Origin of the sequence: Pseudomonas sp. Pseusp3 (assembly GCF_047304225.1) — a bacterium.
GTDB lineage: Bacteria > Pseudomonadota > Gammaproteobacteria > Pseudomonadales > Pseudomonadaceae > Aquipseudomonas > Aquipseudomonas fluorescens_CD.
Window position 1 is genome coordinate 42,602 of sequence record NZ_JBGLYV010000023.1, and the last position, 21,762, is coordinate 64,363.

The 21,762-nt window shown below is 59.6% G+C and carries 21 protein-coding genes; 14 read left to right on the plus strand and 7 right to left on the minus strand.

From position 1 onward, the window contains the following. Positions 1-319: 319 nt before the first annotated feature. From ACCD00_RS10430 to trpE, 8 genes are all read left to right on the plus strand, one after another. A complete protein-coding gene (locus ACCD00_RS10430; protein WP_413424188.1) occupies positions 320-1,444 on the plus strand; it encodes an ABC transporter ATP-binding protein in 1,125 nt (374 codons plus the stop codon). Between the two features lie 48 nt (positions 1,445-1,492). After that, complete coding sequence (locus ACCD00_RS10435) at positions 1,493-2,536, plus strand: ABC transporter substrate-binding protein (RefSeq protein WP_413424190.1); 1,044 nt, start codon at positions 1,493-1,495, stop codon at positions 2,534-2,536. A gap of 182 nt (positions 2,537-2,718) precedes the next feature. After that, the gene (locus ACCD00_RS10440; protein ID WP_057396328.1) at positions 2,719-3,966 is read left to right on the plus strand and encodes an ABC transporter permease; all 1,248 of its coding nucleotides are present in this window, start codon (positions 2,719-2,721) and stop codon (positions 3,964-3,966) included. 12 nt (positions 3,967-3,978) lie between these two features. Then, positions 3,979-4,803 (plus strand): ABC transporter permease, encoded by an 825-nt coding sequence (locus tag ACCD00_RS10445; protein ID WP_008017428.1) that lies wholly within the window; start codon positions 3,979-3,981, stop codon positions 4,801-4,803. A gap of 242 nt (positions 4,804-5,045) precedes the next feature. Continuing rightward, a complete protein-coding gene (locus tag ACCD00_RS10450) occupies positions 5,046-6,194 on the plus strand; it encodes an iron-containing alcohol dehydrogenase (RefSeq protein WP_413424193.1) in 1,149 nt (382 codons plus the stop codon). Between the two features lie 90 nt (positions 6,195-6,284). After that, positions 6,285-6,959, plus strand: a complete 675-nt coding sequence (gene rpe, locus ACCD00_RS10455) for a ribulose-phosphate 3-epimerase (protein WP_413424195.1) — start codon at positions 6,285-6,287, stop codon at positions 6,957-6,959. Further along, entirely contained in the window at positions 6,956-7,774 is an 819-nt protein-coding gene (locus tag ACCD00_RS10460) for a phosphoglycolate phosphatase (protein ID WP_413424197.1), read from the plus strand. Before rpe ends, ACCD00_RS10460 begins: the two co-directional genes overlap by 4 nt. A 69-nt stretch (positions 7,775-7,843) precedes the next feature. Then, positions 7,844-9,325: an anthranilate synthase component I gene (gene trpE / locus ACCD00_RS10465; protein ID WP_413424199.1), complete on the plus strand. Its 1,482-nt coding sequence runs from the start codon at positions 7,844-7,846 to the stop codon at positions 9,323-9,325. A gap of 71 nt (positions 9,326-9,396) precedes the next feature. Here trpE and estP read toward each other — a convergent pair whose 3' ends face one another. Further along, positions 9,397-11,307 carry an esterase EstP gene (gene estP / locus ACCD00_RS10470; RefSeq protein WP_413424201.1) on the minus strand — a complete coding sequence of 637 codons (1,911 nt, stop codon included), beginning with the start codon at positions 11,305-11,307 and terminating at the stop codon, positions 9,397-9,399. 408 nt (positions 11,308-11,715) lie between these two features. On the opposite strand from estP, the gene ACCD00_RS10475 reads away from it, so the two are divergent. The 4 genes from ACCD00_RS10475 (at position 11,716) to ACCD00_RS10490 (ending at position 15,049) form a co-directional block, all read left to right on the plus strand. Then, positions 11,716-12,309, plus strand: coding sequence for an aminodeoxychorismate/anthranilate synthase component II (locus ACCD00_RS10475; RefSeq protein ID WP_007980194.1), 594 nt, complete (start codon positions 11,716-11,718; stop codon positions 12,307-12,309). Between the two features lie 9 nt (positions 12,310-12,318). After that, positions 12,319-13,368, plus strand: a complete 1,050-nt coding sequence (trpD, locus tag ACCD00_RS10480) for an anthranilate phosphoribosyltransferase (protein ID WP_223548332.1) — start codon at positions 12,319-12,321, stop codon at positions 13,366-13,368. Continuing rightward, positions 13,365-14,201: an indole-3-glycerol phosphate synthase TrpC gene (trpC, locus tag ACCD00_RS10485; protein WP_008017435.1), complete on the plus strand. Its 837-nt coding sequence runs from the start codon at positions 13,365-13,367 to the stop codon at positions 14,199-14,201. The genes trpD and trpC overlap by 4 nt, the downstream gene beginning before the upstream one ends. A gap of 146 nt (positions 14,202-14,347) precedes the next feature. Then, positions 14,348-15,049 (plus strand): biotin/lipoate A/B protein ligase family protein, encoded by a 702-nt coding sequence (locus ACCD00_RS10490; protein WP_413424204.1) that lies wholly within the window; start codon positions 14,348-14,350, stop codon positions 15,047-15,049. A gap of 10 nt (positions 15,050-15,059) precedes the next feature. Here the strand turns inward: ACCD00_RS10490 and crp are convergent, their stop codons facing one another. Next, positions 15,060-15,704, minus strand: a complete 645-nt coding sequence (gene crp / locus ACCD00_RS10495) for a cAMP-activated global transcriptional regulator CRP (RefSeq protein WP_322615055.1) — start codon at positions 15,702-15,704, stop codon at positions 15,060-15,062. A gap of 228 nt (positions 15,705-15,932) precedes the next feature. On the opposite strand from crp, the gene ACCD00_RS10500 reads away from it, so the two are divergent. Both ACCD00_RS10500 and speD read left to right on the plus strand, forming a co-directional pair. Continuing rightward, complete coding sequence (locus tag ACCD00_RS10500) at positions 15,933-16,355, plus strand: OsmC family protein (RefSeq protein ID WP_007994936.1); 423 nt, start codon at positions 15,933-15,935, stop codon at positions 16,353-16,355. Positions 16,356-16,594: 239 nt separating this feature from the next. Then, a complete protein-coding gene (gene speD / locus ACCD00_RS10505) occupies positions 16,595-17,386 on the plus strand; it encodes an adenosylmethionine decarboxylase (protein WP_007986012.1) in 792 nt (263 codons plus the stop codon). A 194-nt stretch (positions 17,387-17,580) separates the two neighbouring features. Here the strand turns inward: speD and coq7 are convergent, their stop codons facing one another. From coq7 to ACCD00_RS10530, 5 genes are all read right to left on the minus strand, one after another. Continuing rightward, positions 17,581-18,228: a 2-polyprenyl-3-methyl-6-methoxy-1,4-benzoquinone monooxygenase gene (gene coq7 / locus ACCD00_RS10510; RefSeq protein ID WP_008051652.1), complete on the minus strand. Its 648-nt coding sequence runs from the start codon at positions 18,226-18,228 to the stop codon at positions 17,581-17,583. Positions 18,229-18,438: 210 nt separating this feature from the next. Next, the gene (locus ACCD00_RS10515) at positions 18,439-18,777 is read right to left on the minus strand and encodes a histidine triad nucleotide-binding protein (RefSeq protein ID WP_007906873.1); all 339 of its coding nucleotides are present in this window, start codon (positions 18,775-18,777) and stop codon (positions 18,439-18,441) included. Between the two features lie 80 nt (positions 18,778-18,857). Continuing rightward, positions 18,858-19,646 carry an SDR family NAD(P)-dependent oxidoreductase gene (locus ACCD00_RS10520; RefSeq protein WP_413424207.1) on the minus strand — a complete coding sequence of 263 codons (789 nt, stop codon included), beginning with the start codon at positions 19,644-19,646 and terminating at the stop codon, positions 18,858-18,860. A gap of 61 nt (positions 19,647-19,707) precedes the next feature. Beyond that, positions 19,708-20,673, minus strand: a complete 966-nt coding sequence (locus tag ACCD00_RS10525; RefSeq protein ID WP_413424209.1) for a DUF805 domain-containing protein — start codon at positions 20,671-20,673, stop codon at positions 19,708-19,710. A 93-nt stretch (positions 20,674-20,766) separates the two neighbouring features. Then, positions 20,767-21,735 (minus strand): NAD(P)H-dependent flavin oxidoreductase, encoded by a 969-nt coding sequence (locus tag ACCD00_RS10530; protein ID WP_413424211.1) that lies wholly within the window; start codon positions 21,733-21,735, stop codon positions 20,767-20,769. Positions 21,736-21,762: the final 27 nt, after the last annotated feature.

The following is a 21,762-nucleotide window of genomic DNA, read 5'->3' on the forward strand; positions in this document are numbered from 1 at the left end:
GCGGGCTTGCTCGCGAAAGCAGTATGTCAGTCGACATATCCGGGTCTGACACACCGCTTTCGCGAGCAAGCCCGCTCCCACAGGTTCTGTGGTGGCATATCCATTTACGACATCCTGCAAATCCGCTTTTGCCTTTGCTCATGGCTTGTAGCTGACCGCTCACCACTGCACTTGCCAAACCGCGCCATCCTTGTAGGGCAATCCCTACCCCCGGCCTTCCATCCGGCTGAGGCGAATCTCTCTTGCGCCCCGATTTGCGTGGTCCCCAGCGTCCACTAGGCTTAACCCCACAGCAGTCATCAATAACAAAGGTGTGGGTATGAGCCAGGTCGATTCAAGCGCAGGGGCCAATGATGTTCTGGTCAGCTTTCGTGGAGTGCAGAAGAGCTACGACGGCGAGAACCTGATCGTCAAGGACCTCAACCTGGACATTCGCAAAGGCGAATTCCTCACCTTGCTCGGGCCGTCCGGCTCCGGCAAGACCACCAGCCTGATGATGCTCGCCGGCTTCGAAACGCCGACCGCGGGCGAAATCCTGTTGGCCGGGCGCGCCATCAACAACGTGCCGCCGCACAAGCGCGACATCGGCATGGTGTTCCAGAACTACGCATTGTTCCCGCACATGACGGTGGCCGAGAACCTGGCGTTCCCGCTGACCGTGCGCGGCATGAACAAGAGCGACGTCAGCGCCCGGGTCAAGCGCGTGCTGAGCATGGTCCAGCTCGATGCCTTCGCCCAGCGTTACCCGGCGCAGCTTTCCGGCGGTCAGCAACAGCGTGTGGCATTGGCCCGCGCGCTGGTGTTCGAGCCGCAACTGGTGCTGATGGACGAACCCCTCGGCGCACTCGACAAACAACTGCGTGAACACATGCAGATGGAGATCAAGCACCTGCACCAGCGCCTGGGCGTAACCGTGGTCTACGTGACCCACGATCAGGGCGAAGCCTTGACCATGTCCGACCGTGTGGCGGTGTTCCATCAGGGCGAAATCCAGCAGATCGCACCACCGCGCACCCTCTACGAAGAGCCGAAAAACACCTTCGTCGCCAACTTCATCGGCGAGAACAACCGCCTCAATGGCCGTCTGCACAGTCAGACCGGCGACCGCTGCGTAGTCGAACTGGGGCGTGGTGAAAAAGTTGAAGCGCTGGCGGTGAATGTCGGCAAGACCGGCGAGCCGGTGACCCTGTCCATCCGTCCGGAGCGCGTGAGCCTCAATGGCTCCAGCGACCAATGCGTCAATCGCTTCTCCGGGCGAGTCGAGGAATTCATCTATCTGGGCGACCACGTCCGGGTTCGCATGGAAGTCTGTGGCAAGACCGACTTCTTCGTGAAGCAACCGATTGCCGAGCTTGATCCCGGGCTGGCGGTTGGTGATGTGGTACCGCTTGGCTGGCAGGTCGAGCACGTTCGTGCACTCGACCCACTTCTAGAGGCGAATTGATCGCCCCGGCTTCAACAACACCAACCCTGCACGTGGAGAGAACAATAAATGTTGAGATCCCTGAAATTCACCGCTCTGGCACTGGGCATGATGGGGGCAGCAAGCGCAATGGCTGCTGGCCCGGACCTGACCGTGGTGTCCTTTGGCGGGGCGAACAAGGCGGCTCAGGTCAAAGCCTTCTACGCACCGTGGGAAGCGGCAGGCAACGGCAAGATCGTGGCCGGTGAGTACAACGGCGAAATGGCCAAGGTCAAGGCTATGGTCGACACCAAGAGCGTGTCCTGGGATCTGGTAGAGGTTGAATCTCCGGAACTGTCCCGTGGTTGCGACGAAGACATGTTCGAGCAGCTTGATCCGAAGTTGTTCGGCAAAACCGAAGACTACGTCAAAGGCGCGATCCAGCCATGCGGCGTGGGTTTCTTCGTGTGGTCGACCGTGCTGGCCTACAACGCCGACAAGCTGAAATCCGCACCGACCAGTTGGGTGGATTTCTGGGACACCAAGCAGTTCCCGGGCAAGCGTGGCCTGCGTAAAGGCGCCAAGTACACCCTGGAATTCGCACTGATGGCCGACGGCGTTGCGCCGAAAGACGTCTACAAAGTACTGGCTGGCAAAGATGGTCAGGACCGTGCGTTCAAGAAGCTCGATGAGCTCAAGCCGAACATCCAGTGGTGGGAAGCTGGCGCACAGCCGCCGCAATACCTCGCTTCCGGCGACGTGGTCATGAGCTCGGCCTACAACGGCCGGATCGCTGCCGTGCAGAAAGAAAGCAACTTGAAAGTGGTGTGGAACGGCGGCATCTATGACTTCGACGCATGGGCCATCCCGAAAGGCCTGGACAAGGCGCGTGCCGAAGCAGCGAAGAAGTTCATCGCCTACTCGGTGCAGCCACAGCAGCAGAAGACCTACTCGGAAAACATCGCCTACGGTCCGGCCAACACCCAGGCCGTACCGCTGTTGGCCAAGGATGTCCTGAAAGACATGCCGACCACCCCGGAAAACATCGCCAATCAGGTGCAGATCGACGTCAGCTTCTGGGCGGACAACGGCGAGCAACTGGAACAGCGCTTCAACGCCTGGGCTGCCAAGTAAGCCCGCTCCGCGGGCTTACGCTGTAGGAGCGAGCTTGCTCGCGAAGACGTCAGCACATTCAGCATCGTTGATGACTGACACTCCGCCTTCGCGAGCAAGCCCGCTCCCACATTAGGGTTGTGTATTAAACGATCGAGGTGGTTTCCCGCCTCTGCAATGATCAAAGATTTCCGGAGTACGCCATGGCTATCGCCGTTCCCGTGAACGCGGGCACTGACCCCACCTTGAAGCAGCGGCTCAAGCACGCCGAGCGGGTCAACCGCTGGAAGGCCCAGGCGTTGATTGCGCCGCTGGTGCTGTTTCTGTTGCTGGTGTTTCTGGTGCCGATCGTGGCGCTGCTCTACAAAAGCGTTGGCAACCCGGAAGTGGTCGGCGGCATGCCGCGCACCGTGACGGCCATCGCCAGTTGGGACGGCCGCGGCCTGCCCGCTGAACCGGTTTACAAAGCGGCGGCCGAAGACCTCGCCGACGCTCGCAAGAATCAGACCCTGGGTGATCTGTCCAAACGCCTGAACATGGAGCTGGCAGGTTATCGCAGCCTGCTGACCAAAACCGCCCGCGCCCTGCCGCTCGCCACTGAGCCGGCTTCTTATAAAGAAGCGCTGGAAGGCCTCGATGAGCGTTGGGGCGACCCGGCCTACTGGCAAGCGGTGCGCCGCAACACCAGCAGCATCACCCCGTATTACCTGCTGGCCGCTGTCGATCATCGCATCGATGACCTCGGTGAAATCGCCCCGGCCACCCCGGATCAGGCGATCTACCTCGACATCTTCGCCCGCACCTTCTGGATGGGCCTGATCATCACGGTGATCTGCCTGGTGTTGGCGTATCCCCTGGCTTACCTGTTGGCGAACCTGCCGTCGCGGCAGAGCAACCTGCTGATGATTCTGGTGCTGTTGCCGTTCTGGACCTCGATCCTGGTGCGGGTCGCGGCGTGGATCGTGTTGCTGCAATCGGGTGGCCTGATCAACAGCGGCCTGATGGCGATGGGCATCATCGATAAGCCGATCGAGCTGGTGTTCAACCGCGTCGGTGTCTACATCTCCATGGTGCACATCCTGCTGCCGTTCATGATCCTGCCGATCTACAGCGTGATGAAAGGCATTTCGCCGACCTACATGCGTGCCGCGATTTCCCTCGGCTGCCATCCGTTCGCCAGCTTCTGGCGGGTGTATTTCCCGCAGACCTATGCCGGTGTCGGCGCCGGTTGCCTGTTGGTGTTCATCCTCGCCATCGGCTACTACATCACCCCGGCATTGCTGGGCAGCCCGAATGATCAGATGGTCAGCTATTTCGTCGCCTTCTACACCAACACCAGCATCAACTGGGGCATGGCGACCGCACTCGGTGGGCTGCTGCTGTTGGCGACCGTGGTGCTTTATCTGATTTACAGCTGGCTGGTAGGCGCCAGTCGCCTGCGCCTGAGCTAAGGAGAGAACGAAATGCTGAGTCCTTATATGTCGCCCATCGAACGGGTGTGGTTCTACAGCTTGCGGATTCTCTGCGGCTTGATCCTGTTGTTCCTGATTCTGCCGGTGTTGGTGATCATTCCGCTGTCGTTCAACTCCGGCAGTTTCCTGGTGTACCCGCTGCAAGGTTTTTCGCTGCACTGGTATCAGGACTTCTTTGCCTCGGCGGAATGGATGCGTTCGTTGAAGAACAGCATGATCGTGGCCCCGGCAGCGACCGTGTTGGCGATGATCTTCGGTACGCTGGCGGCGATCGGCCTGACTCGGGGAGACTTCCCGGGCAAGGCGCTGGTGATGGCGCTGGTGATTTCGCCGATGGTGGTGCCGGTGGTGATCATCGGTGTGGCCAGTTACCTGACCTTCGCTCCACTGGGATTCGGCAACAGCTATACCTCGCTGATCGTGGTGCACGCCGTGCTGGGCGTGCCGTTCGTGATCATCACGGTGTCGGCGACCTTGCAGGGGTTCAACCACAACCTGGTGCGGGCCGCTGCGAGCCTGGGTGCTTCGCCGCTGACCACGTTCCGCCGGGTGACCTTGCCGCTGATCGCGCCGGGCGTGATCTCGGGGGCGTTGTTTGCCTTCGCGACTTCGTTCGATGAGGTGGTGGTGACGCTGTTCCTCGCAGGTCCCGAGCAAGCGACTCTGCCACGGCAGATGTTCAGCGGCATCCGCGAAAACCTCAGCCCGACCATCGCCGCCGCCGCGACGCTGCTGATTGCCTTCTCGGTGATCCTGCTGCTGACCCTGGAATGGCTGCGTGGGCGTAGCGAGAAATTGCGTACTGCGCAGGTCTGAAGCCACACACCGATCGGCTGTAACTGTAGGTGTAGGAGCGAGCTTGCTCGCGATGTACCTTAGAGCGACGCGGGCATTCAGAAGGCCCGCGTTATCGTTGGCGACCATCGCGAGTAAGCTCGCTCCTACAGTGTTTTTTGGTGTCCCCGGAAACCTTGGTCATTCATGACCTGAATACCAGCCAACCCCAAATCCCCAGCTACTCTTGTGCCCAGCTCCCCTACCTATAAGAGGCTGCGCACATGAGTCTTTCCTCTTTCAAAATCGCTCACAAATTGATCACTGGCGCAGGTGCCATCGAGCAACTGTCCGCCGAGCTGGCACGCCTGGACATCGACAACCCGCTGATCGTCACCGATGCCGCCCTGGTCAAGTCCGGCACCGTGGAGCTGGCACTGGCGCAGTTGGGCGAACGCAGCTACGAGATTTTCGACCGGGTACTGCCGGACCCGGAAATCGCCATCGTCGAAGACTGCATGCAGGTCTATCGCGACGGCGGGCATGACGGACTGATCGGCCTGGGCGGCGGCAGCGCCATCGACATTGCCAAGAGCGTGGCGGCCTATGCCGGCTACCACGGCGCGCTGGAGGATCTGTTCGGTATTGATCAGGTTCCGCGCAAAGGCCCGCCGCTGATCGCCATCCCGACCACGGCGGGTACCGGCTCGGAGGTGACCAACGTCGCCATCCTTTCCGACAAGGTTGCGCAACTGAAGAAGGGCATTGTCAGTGACTACCTGCTGCCGGACGTGGCGCTGGTCAGCCCGCAAATGACCCTGACCTGTCCGCGCAGTGTCACCGCCGCCAGCGGCGTCGATGCACTGGTGCATGCCATCGAGTCCTATCTGTCGGTCAATGCATCGCCGATTACTGATGCGCTGGCTATCGGCGCGATCAAACTGATCGCCAAGGCTTTGCCAAAGGCCTATGCCAATCCTTCCAACCTGCAGGCCCGTGAAGACATGGCCACCGCCAGCCTGATGGCGGGCATGGCGTTCGGCAATGCCGGGGTTGGCGCGGTGCATGCGCTGGCGTATCCGCTGGGCGGGCGTTTCAACATCGCTCATGGTGTCAGTAATGCCTTGTTACTGTCCCATGTCATGACCTGGAACAAGATGGCCTGCATCGATCGCATGCAGGATATAGCCGAGGCCATGGGCGTGAAGACCGCGCATTTGAGTGCCAATGAAGCGGCCGACAAAGCCGTGGAGGCCATGAGCGCATTGTGCGCTGCAGTGGAAATCCCGTCTGGTTTGCGCAGTTTCGGGGTTCCCGAGGATGCAATCCCGGCCATGGCCATGGAAGCCGCGGAGATCGAACGTCTGATGCGCAATAACCCGCGCAAACTGAGTGCTGTCGATATCGAGAAGATCTACCGCGCGGCTTATTAGGCCACCCCAATCATCGCGGTCACGGTGCGCGCGTCAAAGCATGAGGTATACAATGCGCGCCATCGTGATTCTGCTCAGAAAAGGTGCGTCATGCAGCCCTTCGTAATTGCTCCGTCGATTCTCTCCGCCGACTTCGCCCGCCTGGGTGAGGAAGTGGACAACGTCCTGGCCGCCGGCGCCGACTTCGTGCACTTCGATGTCATGGACAACCACTATGTGCCGAACCTGACCATCGGCCCGATGGTCTGCTCGGCGCTGCGCAAGTACGGCGTGACCGCGCCGATCGACGCGCACCTGATGGTCAGCCCGGTGGACCGCATCGTGGGCGACTTCATCGAAGCCGGCGCGACGTACATCACCTTCCACCCGGAAGCCACCCGGCACGTTGACCGCTCCCTGCAACTGATCCGCGAAGGCGGCTGCAAGTCGGGCCTGGTGTTCAACCCGGCGACCCCGCTGGACGTGCTCAAGCACGTGATGGACAAGGTCGACATGATCCTGCTGATGAGCGTCAACCCGGGCTTCGGCGGGCAGAAGTTCATCCCCAGCACCCTCGACAAATTGCGTGAGGCACGGGCGTTGATCGATGCGTCCGGTCGTGACATTCGCCTGGAAATCGACGGCGGCGTGAACGTGAACAACATTCGCGAAATCGCAGCGGCCGGTGCCGACACCTTCGTCGCCGGCTCGGCCATCTTCAATGCGCCGAACTATCAGGAAGTCATCGAAAGGATGCGTTCCGAACTGGCGCTGGCTCGCCCATGAGTGGTTTTGAGCAGCTGTTCCCGGGCCGCCTGCCGCGTCTGGTGATGTTCGATCTGGATGGCACGCTGGTCGATTCGGTCCCGGATCTCGCCGCGGCAGTGGACAACATGCTGCTCAAACTCGGGCGCCAGCCTGTCGGCATCGAGTCGGTGCGTGACTGGGTAGGCAACGGTGTGCACATGCTGGTACGCCGGGCGCTGGCCAATCACATCGACGCCGAGGGTGTCGATGAGATCGAAGCCGAACATGCCCTGGAACTGTTCAACGGCTTTTATGAGGACGGTCACGAGCTGACGGTGGTTTACCCCGGCGTGCGCGATACTCTCAAATGGCTGCAAAAGCAGGGCGTCGAGATGGCGCTGATCACCAACAAGCCGGAGCGTTTCGTCGCGCCGTTGCTGGATCAGATGAAAATCGGTCGTTATTTCCGCTGGATCATCGGCGGCGATACCCTGCCACAGAAAAAACCCGATCCGGCCGCGCTGTTTTTCGTGATGAAAATGGCCAACATTCCGGCTTCGCAGTCGTTGTTCGTTGGCGATTCGCGCAGCGATGTGCTGGCGGCGAAAGCGGCGGGGGTCAAGTGCGTGGCCCTGAGTTATGGCTATAACCACGGCCGGCCGATTGCCGAAGAGTCGCCGGCGTTGGTGATCGACGATCTGCGCAAGCTAATTCCCGGTTGCCTGGATCCGGCCGCTGAGATAACGTTGGTCGACGCTGTCAAACCCCCTTCTGGAAACGCCATCGTGGTGGTCACTCGCAAACTCTGGATGAAAGTCATCAAGGCCCTGGCCCGCTGGCGTTGGCGCGCCTGACTTGATCCTGGCCGGTTTCCGGCGCGTTTGCATACCTGACTGTTCGACCCTCAAGCCACGAGGCACCTCATGATCCGCGAAGAATTCCTGCGTTTGGCCGCTGCCGGCTACAACCGCATCCCGCTTGCCTGCGAAACCCTGGCCGACTTCGACACGCCGCTGTCGATCTACCTGAAGCTGGCCGACGAGCCTAATTCCTACTTGCTGGAGTCTGTACAGGGCGGCGAGAAGTGGGGGCGTTACTCGATCATCGGGTTGCCGTGCCGCACCGTGCTGCGGGTTCACGACCACCACGTGAGCGTGACCGTCGATGGTGTCGAGACCGAAAGCCACGACGTGGAAGACCCGCTGGCCTTCGTCGAAGCCTTCAAGGCTCGCTACAATGTGCCGACCATTGCCGGCCTGCCGCGCTTCAATGGCGGCCTGGTGGGCTACTTCGGTTATGACTGCGTGCGTTACGTGGAAAAGCGTCTGGGCAAGTGCCCGAACCCGGATCCGCTGGGCGTGCCGGACATTCTGCTGATGGTCTCCGACGCCGTCGTGGTGTTCGACAACCTCGCTGGCAAGATGCACGCCATCGTACTGGCCGACCCGGCTCAGGAAGACGCCTTCGAGCAAGGTCGCGCTCGCCTGGAAGAGCTCCTGGAAAAGCTGCGTCAGCCGATCACCCCGCGCCGTGGCCTGGACTTCAGCAAGCAGCAAGCGGCTGACCCGGTGTTTCGCTCCAGCTTCACCCAGGACGATTACGAAAGAGCCGTCGACACAATCAAGGAATACATCCTGGCCGGTGACTGCATGCAGGTCGTGCCGTCCCAGCGCATGTCGATTGATTTCAAGGCAGCACCCATCGATCTGTATCGCGCGCTGCGCTGCTTCAACCCGACGCCTTACATGTACTTCTTCAACTTCGGCGACTTCCACGTCGTCGGCAGTTCGCCGGAAGTGCTGGTACGGGTCGAAGACAACCTGATCACCGTGCGTCCGATTGCCGGCACCCGTCCGCGCGGGGCCAACGAAGAGGCTGATCTGGCACTGGAAAAAGACCTGCTGTCGGATGCCAAGGAAATTGCCGAGCACTTGATGCTGATCGACCTCGGTCGTAACGACACCGGTCGCGTATCGGAGATCGGTTCGGTGAAGCTCACCGAGAAGATGGTGATCGAGCGTTACTCCAACGTGATGCACATCGTGTCGAACGTCACCGGGCAGCTGAAAGCCGGGCTGACGGCAATGGACGCGCTGCGAGCGATTCTGCCGGCGGGCACTTTGTCCGGTGCGCCGAAGATTCGCGCGATGGAAATCATCGACGAGCTGGAGCCGGTCAAGCGGGGTGTCTACGGCGGTGCGGTCGGTTACTTCGCCTGGAACGGCAACATGGACACCGCCATTGCGATCCGCACGGCGGTGATCAAGAACGGCGAACTGCATGTGCAGGCCGGTGGCGGCATCGTCGCCGACTCGGTGCCGGCGCTGGAATGGGAAGAAACCCTGAACAAGCGCCGCGCAATGTTCCGTGCCGTTGCCCTGGCCGAACAAACGCCGAACGCCTGATTCCACAAGGGTTACACCCCAATAAAAAACGCGGCGCCTGTGAGGGCGCCGCGTTTTTTATTGCCTGCACATCAGAAGTCCAGCGCAACACCTACGTTGATGCCTTGTTGGGTGAAGTCGTCGTCCTTGCGAATGTTGTAGCTGGCGCGCAGTGCCAGGTCCCGGGTGAGGTTGTGGCTCACGCCCAGGTTCAGGCGGCTCAGGTGCGATTGCGGGGTGTAGCCTTGCAGCGTGAACTGATTGTTCGGCAGGCTGTTGAGGTTGATGCCCACGTTCTGGGTGTCGTCGTTGTACTCGCGCTCGACAGCCACTTCGCCGAAGACCTGGGTTTGCGGGGTGAACTGGTATTTGCCCTGCAGACCAGCGCCCAGGCGGCGGGAAATGCGGTCCTGATCGGCGAAGGTCAGCGCCGTGGAGTCGTTGCCGTCTTCAGAGTAACCGTCGACTTGCACCTTGGCGAAATCGGCGCTGACAAACGGCGACAGATGCCAGGGGCTGCTGGCCTGTTGTGCAATGTCGTAACCCAGGCGAGCGCTGAAAGCTTCGACGTAGCCGCTGGTATCGCCTTTTTCGCCGCGTTCATTGACGCCCAACTGGAATTTGCGCTTGAGGCTGTCGTAATCCAGATGCCCGGCCGTCAATGCCGCGTCGGCCCACACACGGTTTTGCTGGTATTGGGCGAATACCGTGCCCAGGTAAGTGTTGAGCTTGTAGTCGGAATCGTTGCTGCCGGCTTCGAGCTTCTGGTTATAGAAGCCGGCCGCCAGACCGACGCGCCAGGCATCATCAAGACGATAACTGCCACCGATGTTCAGGTTGGCTCCGTTGCCGTCGGCACTGACCGCGCTGTCCTGACCGTCAAAGTCCTGATGCTGTCCGCCGCCGGCAACAATGGCTCGCCATTGGCCGACGCCTTGCCAGTTTTCCCAATCGGCCAGCCACTGATTGCGCAATTCATCCTGATGCGCGCGCACGGTGCCCTGGGCCATTTCCGGCAGCAAGGTCAGCTCCCACGGCGCTGCCAACAGGGAGTACGCGTAATCGGCAATCAGGCGTTGCCCGGCTTCGGTGGGGTGCACAGAGTCGTTGAAGATCAGCTTGGTCGGGTCCGGCGTGGCGCTGTTGATGCCGTATCGGGCATTCTCGGTGCAACCGTTGCCGCTGAAGCAGGTGGTGATGAGGTTCTGGTCGGTGGCCAGGCCAAACTGTGCCGGGTTGGCGAACGTCTCTTTGAGCAGTACCGGAATGTTGAGCGGGATGACTGAGGCATTGATGTTTTGCAGTCGGCTTACCAGTTCAGTGTTGAACTGGGTGCTGAGCTGGGACGTGAACGCTTGCAGCGGGGTGCCATTGAATGCCGGGGTAAAGCCGATATCGGGCAGCAACCAGACCATGACGTATTTGGCGCCGGCGGTTTGCAGCGCCTGCACGCTGTCGGCCAGTCTGTCAGCTGCGGCGCTGGCCTGGGGCAGGCTGGTGACGCGCCCCTGGAGGAAGTCGTTGCCGCCGCCTGACAGGTAATACAGCGCATTCGGGTCGGCGCGGAAGTTGTTCGACGGCAGGTATCCGGCTCGGGTGCGAGCGCCGGTGTCGGAAGTGCTGGTGATCGAATCCAGAATCTGATCCGTGCGGTAGCCGCCGACGGCCCAGTTGTTGCCATCCGGCTGGCCGTTGCTGGCGCGCACTGCCGAAGATGAGGACGCGGTCTGGTCCGCCGAGAATCCCAGTTTTCCACCCAGTATCTGCGTGGAGTTGAGCGAGCGGACTTCGCCGCTGCCATCCAGGTACACCGGCCCCGTACGGTTGGTAAAGCGTTGTGTCGCCCCGGCAGGCCCGCCAGTGTCGGCAAAGGTCCCGGCGTCGTTGAGGCTGTCCCCGAAGACAATGTAGCTTGTATAAGGATTGGGAGCGGCGTTCGCCTGGGCGCATGCCATAGCGAGCAAGCATCCTGCGAGCGGTACAAACAACGACTGTTTGATCATGAGCAAGTCCGTTTATTTATTGTTGTAGTGAACGAAACGACAGTACCAAAAACTTTCGGCCTTTTGCCATCTGTCGCGAAGCCTTTAAGAGTTTCGCGGGCAGTACCCCCGGCGATATTGCACGCTCTGCCCAGCTAAGTTACTGTGCCGGGACGTACGAATGAGACCTTCCCCGTGTTGATCATCAGTAAACTCCTGGATCAAGTCATCAAGGCACACGCCCGCTGGCGTTGGCGCGCCTGAATTCTTTTGCCGGCCTGGCCGGACCTGTACCGCTTTGCCTTCTTTACCTGTTTGAAATGCCGCTTTGCTGGCGCTACTCCGGCACCTGACAAAGTGCAGCGCTCTGCGGGTCAATCATTCGAAGGCCATCTTTAAAGTCAGTGAATTCAAGAGGTTCTTAACGCCATGTTGCTGATGATCGATAACTACGACTCCTTTACCTACAACGTTGTGCAGTACCTGGGCGAGCTCGGCTCCCAGGTCAAGGTCGTGCGCAACGATGAACTGACCATCGCTGAAATCGAAGCCCTCAATCCTGAGCGTATCGTTGTGTCCCCCGGTCCTTGCACCCCGACCGAAGCCGGTATTTCGATTGAAGCGATCAAGCATTTCGCCGGCAAACTGCCGATTCTTGGCGTCTGCCTTGGCCACCAATCCATCGGCCAGGCCTTTGGCGGTGACGTGGTGCGTGCCCGTCAAGTGATGCACGGTAAGACTAGCCCGGTATTTCACGAGGACAAGGGCGTATTCGCAGGCCTGAATCGCCCGCTGACGGTGACCCGCTATCATTCATTGATCGTCAAGCGTGAAACCCTGCCCGATTGCCTGGAGCTGACGGCCTGGACCCAGCTCGAAGACGGCTCGGTCGACGAGATCATGGGCCTGCGTCACAAGACCCTGAACATCGAGGGCGTGCAGTTTCACCCGGAATCGATTCTCACCGAGCAGGGCCACGAACTGTTCGCCAACTTCCTCAAACAAACCGGCGGCACGCGCTAAGGACTTTTCATGAACATCAAGACAGCCCTGAGCCGCATCGTCGATCACCTCGACCTCAGTACCGATGAAATGCGCGACGTCATGCGCGAAATCATGACCGGGCAATGCTCCGACGCGCAGATTGGCGCGTTCATGATGGCCATGCGCATGAAGAGCGAAAGCATCGACGAAATCGTCGGTGCCGTGTCGGTGATGCGCGAGCTGGCGGACAAGGTCGAACTCAAGACACTCGACGGTGTGGTCGATGTGGTCGGCACCGGCGGTGACGGTGCGAACATCTTCAACGTGTCGACCGCGGCTGCGTTCGTGGTTTCCGCTGCTGGCTGCACCGTGGCCAAACATGGCAACCGTGCAGTCTCGGGCAAGAGCGGCAGTGCTGATCTGCTGGAGGCGGCCGGCATTTACCTGAACCTGACGCCGGTGCAAGTGGCGCGTTGCATTGACAACGTTGGTATTGGTTTCATGTTTGCCCAGACTCATCACTCTGCGATGAAATACGCTGCAAGTCCGCGCCGTGAGCTGGGGCTGCGTACATTGTTCAACATGCTCGGCCCGCTTACGAATCCGGCCGGTGTGAAGCATCAGGTGGTAGGCGTATTCACCCAGGCCTTATGCCGGCCGCTGGCGGAAGTATTGCAGCGCCTGGGCAGCAAACATGTGCTGGTGGTGCATTCGAAGGATGGCCTGGATGAATTCAGCCTGGCAGCACCGACCTTCGTGGCAGAGTTGAAAAACGACCAGATCACCGAGTATTGGGTCGAGCCGGAAGACCTGGGCATGAAGAGCCAGAGCCTGCATGGCCTGGCGGTGGATAGCCCGGCGGCTTCCCTTGAGCTGATTCGTGATGCCCTGGGCAAGCGCAAGACGGAGAACGGTCAGAAAGCGGCCGAAATGATCATGCTCAATGCCGGTGCTGCGCTGTACGCCGCTGACCATGCCAGCAGTTTGAAAGAGGGAGTTGCACTTGCGCACGATGCGCTGCACACCGGTCTCGCTCGAGAGAAGCTCGAGGAACTGGGTGCGTTTACCGCGGTATTCAAAGTGGAGAATGAGGGATGAGTGTACCGACGGTTCTGGAAAACATTCTGGCCCGCAAGGTTCAGGAAGTCGCCGAGCGTAGCGCCCGTGTGAGCTTGAGCGAGCTGGAAAGTCTGGCCAAGGCGGCCGATGCACCCCGTGGTTTTGCCAAGGCATTGCTGGAGCAAGCCAAGAAAAAACAGCCAGCGGTGATTGCCGAAATCAAGAAAGCCTCGCCGAGCAAAGGCGTGATCCGCGAGAACTTCATTCCCGCCGATATTGCCAGAAGCTACGAAAAGGGCGGCGCGACCTGCCTGTCGGTACTCACCGACATCGACTACTTCCAGGGCGCCGATGCCTATCTGCAGCAGGCCCGTGCCGCGTGCAACCTGCCGGTGATCCGCAAGGACTTCATGATCGATCCGTACCAGATCGTCGAAGCCCGTGCGCTGGGCGCCGATTGCGTGCTGTTGATCGTCTCCGCGCTGGACGACGTGAAAATGGCCGAGCTGGCGGCCGTGGCCAAAAGCGTCAATCTCGATGTGCTGGTTGAAGTGCACGACGGCGACGAACTGGAGCGCGCGTTGAAAACCCTCGACACGCCGCTTGTCGGGGTCAACAACCGTAACCTGCACACCTTTGACGTCAGCCTGGAAACCACTCTTGACCTGTTGCCGCGTATCCCGCGTGATCGTCTGGTCATCACCGAGAGCGGCATCCTCAACCGTGCCGATGTCGAGTTGATGGAAATCAGCGACGTCTACGCGTTCCTGGTCGGTGAAGCGTTCATGCGTGCCGAAAGCCCGGGTACCGAGTTGCAGCGCCTGTTCTTCCCTGAGCGCGGTGTGCCCGTCAGCGGTTCTACACTCGACTGATTACCCGCAGATCGAGTTGACCCCTCCACGAGCAAGCCCGCTCCCACACAGAAATTTGCTAACACCAGAAATCCAGTGTGGGAGCGGGCTTGCTCGCGAAGGCGGCATAAGATGCACCACAGACTTCATGTCCTACGGAATAGCTTATGACCTCACCCATCCCCCTGACCATCGAAGCCGGCCTGCAAGCCGAGCAGGATCTGTTGGCCTCGGTCTGCGCCGGCGACGCCGAGTTCGGCCTGCTGTTCTGGCAGCCGACCGATCGGGCACTGGTCATGCCGCGCCGCTTGAATCGCTTGCCCGGTTTCGAAGCCGCGTGCGAAGTGTCGGCGGCGGCAGGTTGGCCGGTGCTGTTGCGTGAAACCGGTGGTGAGCCGGTGCCGCAATCGGCCTCGACCATCAACATCGCACTGGTTTACGCGCCGCCGCGCAGCGAAGGGGATTTGAACCGTATCGAGACCGGTTACCGGCGCTTGTGCGATCCGATCTGTCAGTTGCTCGATGAGTTGGGTGGCACTTCATCTCTGGGTGAAATCGAAGGCGCTTTCTGTGACGGTCGCTTCAACGTCAACCTCGATGGACGCAAAATGGTCGGTACCGCCCAGCGCTGGCGCCAGAGTCAGGGTGGGCAGCGTCCGGTGGGGCTGGTACATGGAGCGATGCTTCTGGATAACGAGCGAGAGTCGATGGTCGCCGCGGTCAATCGTTTCAATGAGGCCTGCGGTCTGGAGCAACGAGTCCGCGCCGAAAGTCACATTGCGCTGCATGAGAAGTTCAAGGCGCCCGATGCATTGGCGCGCCTCGATAAACTCTACCGGTTGATGCTGGCGCAGATGTTCAGCGGCTAGGTTTTCGAGCTTATCGCGTACCGAAGACCACCATGGTCTTGCCTTTGACGTCCACCAGGTTGCGTTCTTCCAGATCCTTGAGCACGCGACCGACCATCTCCCGGGAACAACCGACAATCCGCCCGATTTCCTGACGGGTCACCTTGATTTGCATGCCGTCGGGGTGAGTCATGGCGTCTGGCTGTTTGCACAGCTCCAGCAGGCAGCGGGCAACGCGGCCAGTCACGTCAAAAAATGCCAGGTCACCGACCTTGCGCGTGGTGTTGCGCAGGCGCTGTGCGATTTGTCCGCTGAGGACGTAAAGAATGTCCGGATCCTGCAGGGATAACTCGCGGAATTTTGCGTAGCTGATTTCCGCAACTTCGCATTCAACCTTGGCCCGCACCCAGGCACTGCGTTCCTGCTCCAGGCCGGCTTGCTCAAACAGGCCCAACTCGCCGAAAAAGTCCCCGGCGTTCAGGTAGGAAATGATCATTTCCCGGCCGTCGTCATCTTCAATCAGGATGGTGACTGAGCCTTTGAGGATGAAAAACAGCGTTTCCGAGCGGTCGCCAGCACAAATGATGTTGCTCTTGGCCTGATAACGGCGGCGCTGGCAATGCATCAACAGCTTGTCGAGGTTCTTGATCTTGGGGTTGGGGGCAATAGCAACCATGGTTGTATCCCGAAAAGACTGCACGGTATGTTTGGTTTTTATGAATAGTGAACGCTGGAGTAAAGCTGGCCATGCGCCATTGAATTGGCGTCAGCTTAACAGACACTTCCTGAAATATTCGAGCATTTACCTACAAGTTGGTGGGATATGTCCTAGGACGCCGGACGCTGTCAATCACGGGGCCTGTGCTAAGCTGGCGACCCTTTTTTATACAGTGGAGTCTTGGCGATGAAGGCACGCATCCAATGGGCTGGCGAAGCCATGTTCCTCGGCGAATCCGGTAGCGGTCATGTCGTGGTCATGGACGGTCCGCCCGATGCCGGTGGACGCAATCTGGGTGTCCGGCCGATGGAAATGCTGCTGCTGGGTGTCGGCGGTTGCAGCAATTTCGATGTGGTCAGCATCCTCAAGAAGTCCCGCCAGGCGGTCGAAAGCTGTGAAGCCTTCCTTGAAGCCGAGCGTGCGACCGAAGATCCAAAGGTGTTCACCAGGATCCACATGCACTTCGTGGTCAAGGGCCGCGGCCTGAAAGAAGCCCAGGTCAAGCGCGCCATCGAATTGTCTGCCGAGAAGTATTGCTCGGCCTCGATCATGCTCGGCGCGGCAGGCGTGGCAATCACCCACGACTACGAGATCATCGAGCTCGGTTGAATCGACATTCAACTATCATAAAAGCAGTGCAGACTCTGGCGAACACAAGCTGACGTCTGCATAATGCGCCACTTTTTTCAGGGTAGTGGCCCGTCAGCCGACAGGCCTCGTACCCGAACAGACAACCAAAATCGCCATCGCGAAGAGGTGTTAACCGTCCTACGCAGCTGCGTTGTTCGCATCTGACGGGCATGCTTGATCACGCGGCCTGGCCGCAAACACATAGAGAGTTTTTAACGGTGAAAAGCAAACTCAAGCTCCACGGGTTCAATAACCTGACAAAGACCTTGAGCTTCAACATCTATGACATCTGCTACGCGGAAACCCCGCAAGACCAGCAGGCTTACGTCGAGTACATCAATAAAGAGTACAACGCGAAGCGCCTGACGCAGATTCTCACGGAAGTTGTCGATATCATTGGTGCCAACATCCTGAACATTGCCAGTCAGGACTATGAGCCGCAGGGCGCCAGCGTCACGATCCTGATCTCCGAAGAGCCGGTAACCCCGACCGATAGTCAGATCGAAGAATCCCCGGGCCCGCTGCCCGAAATCATTCTGGCCCACCTCGACAAGAGCCACATCACGGTGCACACCTACCCGGAAATCCATCCGGTCAGCGGTATTGCAACTTTCCGTGTGGACATCGACGTGTCGACTTGCGGGGTCATTTCACCGCTTAAAGCGCTCAACTTCCTGATTCACCAGTTCGATTCGGACATCGTGACCGTGGACTACCGTGTGCGCGGCTTCACCCGTGACGTTGAAGGCAAAAAGCACTTCATCGACCATGAGATCAATTCGATCCAGAACTACCTCTCCGACGACACTTACGACGCGTACCAGATGACCGACGTGAACGTGTACCAGGAAAACCTGTTCCACACCAAGATGCTGCTGAAGAACTTCGAACTGGATAACTACCTGTTCGGCGATGCCACCAGCAACCTGTCCTCTGAGCAGCGCGCCCAGGTGACCGAGCGGGTGAAACACGAAATGCTCGAAATCTTCTACGCGCGCAACATGGCGTAAGCTTTTCAAGCACAAAAAAGGCGACTCCCTCACGGCAGTCGCCTTTTTTATTCTGGCTGGTGGTTCTTGTAGGAGCGAGCTTGCTCCGGGCGGCGTTCCGACGATGGACGTCAACGATAACGAGTGTTTGCTGCATTAACGCGTTGCCCTGACGTTTTTCGCGAGCCGGCTCGCTCCTACAAAAAAAAACAGAGTCAGATCCGGTAAGTACTCTTGGTCATCACCTTGGCCATCAGGCTCATCCCGAATTTCACCGGCGCCGGAAAACGGAACCCGCCAGCATCCAGTGCACTTTCGGCATGCTGTTCTTCATCGATACGCATCTGCTCAAGAATTGCCCGGGACTTTTCATCCTCGGCCGGCAATTGTTCCAGGTGTTCGTTCAGGTGTTTGCACACCTGGTCTTCCGTTGCCGCAACGAACCCCAGGCTGACTTTATCGCTGATCAGGCCTGCCACTGCGCCAATCCCGAAAGACATGCCATAAAACAGCGGATTGAGGATGCTGGTGTGGCTACCCAGTTGATGGATGCGTTGTTCGCACCAGACCAGGTGATCGATTTCTTCTTCGGCGGCATGTTCCATGGCAGCACGCACTTGCGGCAGTTTGGCGGTCAGCGCCTGCCCCTGATACAACGCCTGGGCACAGACTTCGCCGGTATGGTTGATGCGCATCAGGCCGGCAACGTGGCGTGTGTCTTCATCGCTCATTTTTGCATCCGGCTGCACGATGGCGGGCGACGGACGGTACGGCTGGCCGCTGAAGGGCAGCAGGGTACGCATCGCGGCATCGGCTTGCAGCAGAAGGCGGTCAATCGGCGAGTAGTGACGTTGGGTAGTCATGCTGACCTCCGGGGGAATTTCGGTGGCCAGTTTAACCCAAACGGCCGGGGAAGGATTGCGCTGGGTCATTGTGATGCAGAGGCTGTGACAGTCCTGTGATGCCCTTGTGGGAGCGGGCTTGCTCGCGAAGAGGGACTGACATTCAGCATCTATGCTGGCTGATACTCCGTCTTCGCGAGCAAGCCCGCTCCCACAAGGTGAGGCAGTAACTCAGCCCGGCGGCCAGTGCATCTGGCGCTGACCCAACACGTGCATATGAATGTGGTAGACGGTTTGTCCACCCAATTCATTGCAGTTCATGACCACCCGGAAACCTTCTTCACAGCCCAGTTCCAGGGCCAGACGCTGCGCGGTGAACAGAATGTGCCCGGCCAGCGCCTTATCGTCCTCGGTGAGGTCGTTGAGGGTGCGCACCGGTTTCTTCGGGACTACCAGGAAATGTACCGGTGCCTGTGGGGCGATGTCGTGGAAGGCCAGTACCTGGTCGTCCTCGTAAATGATCTTCGCCGGGATTTCCCGGTTGATGATCTTGGTGAACAGAGTATCCACAGCTGTTTTCTCCGTTGTTTGGGCTGGCCTGAGTGTACTCATGGCTTATGCCAGCGCCCAGCCTTTTACCTTGAGTTGGATCAGCGCGGGCAGTAAGCCTTGTTGACCATGCCGGCGATCGTGCGAGTCAGCCAGCGCGAGCCGAGCCTTGGCAGGAAGGCAAGCCAGCGGTTGCGCCGCCCCGGAATAATGATCGCGCGATTCTTTTCCAGTGCGCGTACGGTGTAGAGCGCCACTTCCTCGGGGCTCATCAACAAATTGCTGTTGGTCAGTTTGTCGCTGTTGAGTTGCGCGGTGCGGAAAAACGCCGTGCGGGTCGGTCCGGGGCAGAGCACGGAAACCTTGACCGCGCACTTTTTCAGCTCGACGCGCAATCCTTCGGAAAAGTGCAGCACATAGGCCTTGCTGGCGTAATAGGTACTCATCCACGGTCCCGGTTGAAACGCCGCCACCGAGGCCACATTCAGAATCTGCCCGCCGCCTTGCAGGGCCATGCTGTTGCCGATGGCGTGACACAGGCGGGTGAGGGCGAGGATGTTCACTTCGATCAGGTCTTGCTCGGTCATCCAGTCCTGGGCCAGAAACGGGCCGCATGTGCCGATACCGGCGCAGTTGACCAGCAGGTCGATCTGCCGGTCGCCTTCTTCCAGCTCCAGCAGGAATCCGGACAGGCGCAGCGGTTCGCCCAGGTCGCAGGCACGGAACAACACTTCCACACCGAACCTTTGGGTCAGTTCAATCGCAATGCTTTCCAGCTGATCACGTTGTCGGGCCACCAGAATCAGGCTGCGGCCGCGCCGGGCCAGCGCTTCGGCCATTGCCAGGCCGATGCCGCTGGAGGCGCCAGTGATCAGAGCGTAACGGGTCATGCAGTTCTCCATCGCAACAGCTCCGCGCCGCGACGCAGGTGTCACGGGCCAGGAGCGCTGTTCATTCTTTCGCAGAGTCTACAGGGGGCTGGGCCTCTTCGGCTGCATCGTTGGCGGAATTTGGCAGCGGTTCGACCTCGACGTCGATTTCATCCGTGATGACCGAACTGCTTTCGTAGCTACTCTGTGCGGCGCTTTTGTATCCTTCCCGTATCGCCGTGAGACCACCGGCCAGCGAGCCGAACAGAATCAGCGCGATAACAATCAGCCACAGCGAAGACAATACCTTGACCGCGGTACTGTTCGGCGGAGGCGGCGGGCCGTAGCGGTTGGCGGTGTCGTTGCCCGGTACGACCATGATCACGAACGGGAAGAAACTGCCAACGAACGGCACCAGGTTCAGCAGCCACAGCCAGCCGGACCAGCCGACATCGTGCAAACGTTGAACGGTGATCTGGATGCTGACGAATACAAATCCGACGAACAGGATCAAGGCCAGCATGCTGCCCAATATCAGGCCGGCGGTCGAATCCGCGACGATGAGAGCCAGAGCGACCAATGCAAACACCCCGCAAACAGCCAGGAGCACAGTTGACAGCACCAACGTCCAGGCGAGGTAACGCAAGCGGCCGATTCGGCCATCGAAACTGAATGGCTTGAGTATGGCGAATTCCGCCACGGCTTCGCCGACGGGCGCGCGAGGTGGAGCGTAAGGAGACAGCGGATCTGCCAAAGGGGCCTGATTGCTGGCCGGAGTATGGTCATGCACGTCGGCGAGGTTCAACTCGATCGGTGTTTCGGCTTCGATGCGGGCGTCGATACCGGTTTTGCTCAGTGCCTGGAGGTAGGTCTGGGCATCGGCCTGCGACAGGTTGCGTTTGAGCGCTACCGGACGCCCGCTGAACAGGCGTTCGATGGCCGCGACATCGCTTTTGAACAAGTCGGCGAGGTTGAGCTTTGCAGTGGTGGTGTCGACACCGGGCAGCAAGCCACCCTCGAAGACGATCTTGAAACGGTTTTCGTCCATATTCGAGGCATCCTTGTCGCGAGCGGTTGAAAGAAGAATGTTGTGTCCGGGCGAGTGTAAGGCCAGCCGGGTGAGGCTGGCCAAGTTTTACTGTCAGCGCGGCCAGCGTTTGGGCAACCGGGCCGCATGCTCCAGGGCCTGGCGGTACTCGGCGTCGAGACGTGCAATCAACTGCTCGACGCTCGGCAAGTCCTCGATTTCTCCCACGCCCTGGCCTGCGGACCAAACGGTCTTCCAGGCTTTGGCTTCATCGCTCACGGGCTTGAGCTTGGAGCCGAAGTTGATCTCGCCCTTGCCTTGCAAGGCGGCCATGTCGAAACCGGCGGCCTCCAGGCTCTTGCGCATGAAGCTCGCGGGGACACCTGACACGGCTGGAGTATGGATGATGTCTGCCGCTTTGGAAGACAGCAGCATTTCTTTGTAGGCGTCGGGTGCGTGGCTTTCGGTCGTGCCGATAAATCGCGTGCCGAAGTAGGCCAGATCCGCGCCGAGCAATTGGGCGGCAAGAATTTCATGGCCGTGGTTCAAGCAACCGGCCAGCAACAGGGTCTTGTCGAAGAACTGGCGGATCTCGGCAATCAGCGAGAACGGGCTCCAGGTCCCGGCGTGCCCACCGGCACCGGCCGCCACGGCAATCAAGCCATCCACGCCCGCTTCGGCCGCTTTCTCGGCATGACGACGGGTTGTCACATCATGGAACACCAGGCCACCGTAGCCATGGACCGCGTCGACCAGTTCCTTTACGGCGCCGAGGCTGGTGATCACGATCGGCACTTTGTGTTCGACGCAGATCTGCAGATCTGCCTGTAAGCGTGGATTGCTGTTATGGACGATCAGGTTCACGGCATAAGGCGCGGGGTTTTCCAGTGTCGCAAGCCCCGCTTCGATTTCTTCCAGCCAGGCCTTGAAACCACTGCTTTCACGCTGATTCAGCGCCGGGAAGCTGCCGACCACGCCCTGGCGACAACAGGCGAGTACCAATTGCGGATTGGAAATCAGGAACATCGGCGCTGCCACTACGGGCAGACGCAAACGTTGTTCGAGCAGAGCGGGCAGCGACATTGGAAGTACCCCGGTGAGTTGTGCCTA

What these genes read in the sequence shown, in the direction of transcription:
- ACCD00_RS10430 (WP_413424188.1), top strand. Translation starts at nt 320, where the DNA reads ATGAGCCAGGTCGATTCAAGCGCAGGGGCCAATGATGTTCTGGTCAGC.
- ACCD00_RS10435 (WP_413424190.1), top strand. Translation starts at nt 1,493, where the DNA reads ATGTTGAGATCCCTGAAATTCACCGCTCTGGCACTGGGCATGATGGGG.
- ACCD00_RS10440 (WP_057396328.1), top strand. Translation starts at nt 2,719, where the DNA reads ATGGCTATCGCCGTTCCCGTGAACGCGGGCACTGACCCCACCTTGAAG.
- ACCD00_RS10445 (WP_008017428.1), top strand. Translation starts at nt 3,979, where the DNA reads ATGCTGAGTCCTTATATGTCGCCCATCGAACGGGTGTGGTTCTACAGC.
- ACCD00_RS10450 (WP_413424193.1), top strand. Translation starts at nt 5,046, where the DNA reads ATGAGTCTTTCCTCTTTCAAAATCGCTCACAAATTGATCACTGGCGCA.
- rpe (WP_413424195.1), top strand. Translation starts at nt 6,285, where the DNA reads ATGCAGCCCTTCGTAATTGCTCCGTCGATTCTCTCCGCCGACTTCGCC.
- ACCD00_RS10460 (WP_413424197.1), top strand. Translation starts at nt 6,956, where the DNA reads ATGAGTGGTTTTGAGCAGCTGTTCCCGGGCCGCCTGCCGCGTCTGGTG.
- trpE (WP_413424199.1), top strand. Translation starts at nt 7,844, where the DNA reads ATGATCCGCGAAGAATTCCTGCGTTTGGCCGCTGCCGGCTACAACCGC.
- estP (WP_413424201.1), bottom strand. Translation starts at nt 11,307, where the DNA reads ATGATCAAACAGTCGTTGTTTGTACCGCTCGCAGGATGCTTGCTCGCT.
- ACCD00_RS10475 (WP_007980194.1), top strand. Translation starts at nt 11,716, where the DNA reads ATGTTGCTGATGATCGATAACTACGACTCCTTTACCTACAACGTTGTG.
- trpD (WP_223548332.1), top strand. Translation starts at nt 12,319, where the DNA reads ATGAACATCAAGACAGCCCTGAGCCGCATCGTCGATCACCTCGACCTC.
- trpC (WP_008017435.1), top strand. Translation starts at nt 13,365, where the DNA reads ATGAGTGTACCGACGGTTCTGGAAAACATTCTGGCCCGCAAGGTTCAG.
- ACCD00_RS10490 (WP_413424204.1), top strand. Translation starts at nt 14,348, where the DNA reads ATGACCTCACCCATCCCCCTGACCATCGAAGCCGGCCTGCAAGCCGAG.
- crp (WP_322615055.1), bottom strand. Translation starts at nt 15,704, where the DNA reads ATGGTTGCTATTGCCCCCAACCCCAAGATCAAGAACCTCGACAAGCTG.
- ACCD00_RS10500 (WP_007994936.1), top strand. Translation starts at nt 15,933, where the DNA reads ATGAAGGCACGCATCCAATGGGCTGGCGAAGCCATGTTCCTCGGCGAA.
- coq7 (WP_008051652.1), bottom strand. Translation starts at nt 18,228, where the DNA reads ATGACTACCCAACGTCACTACTCGCCGATTGACCGCCTTCTGCTGCAA.
- ACCD00_RS10520 (WP_413424207.1), bottom strand. Translation starts at nt 19,646, where the DNA reads ATGACCCGTTACGCTCTGATCACTGGCGCCTCCAGCGGCATCGGCCTG.
- ACCD00_RS10525 (WP_413424209.1), bottom strand. Translation starts at nt 20,673, where the DNA reads ATGGACGAAAACCGTTTCAAGATCGTCTTCGAGGGTGGCTTGCTGCCC.
- ACCD00_RS10530 (WP_413424211.1), bottom strand. Translation starts at nt 21,735, where the DNA reads ATGTCGCTGCCCGCTCTGCTCGAACAACGTTTGCGTCTGCCCGTAGTG.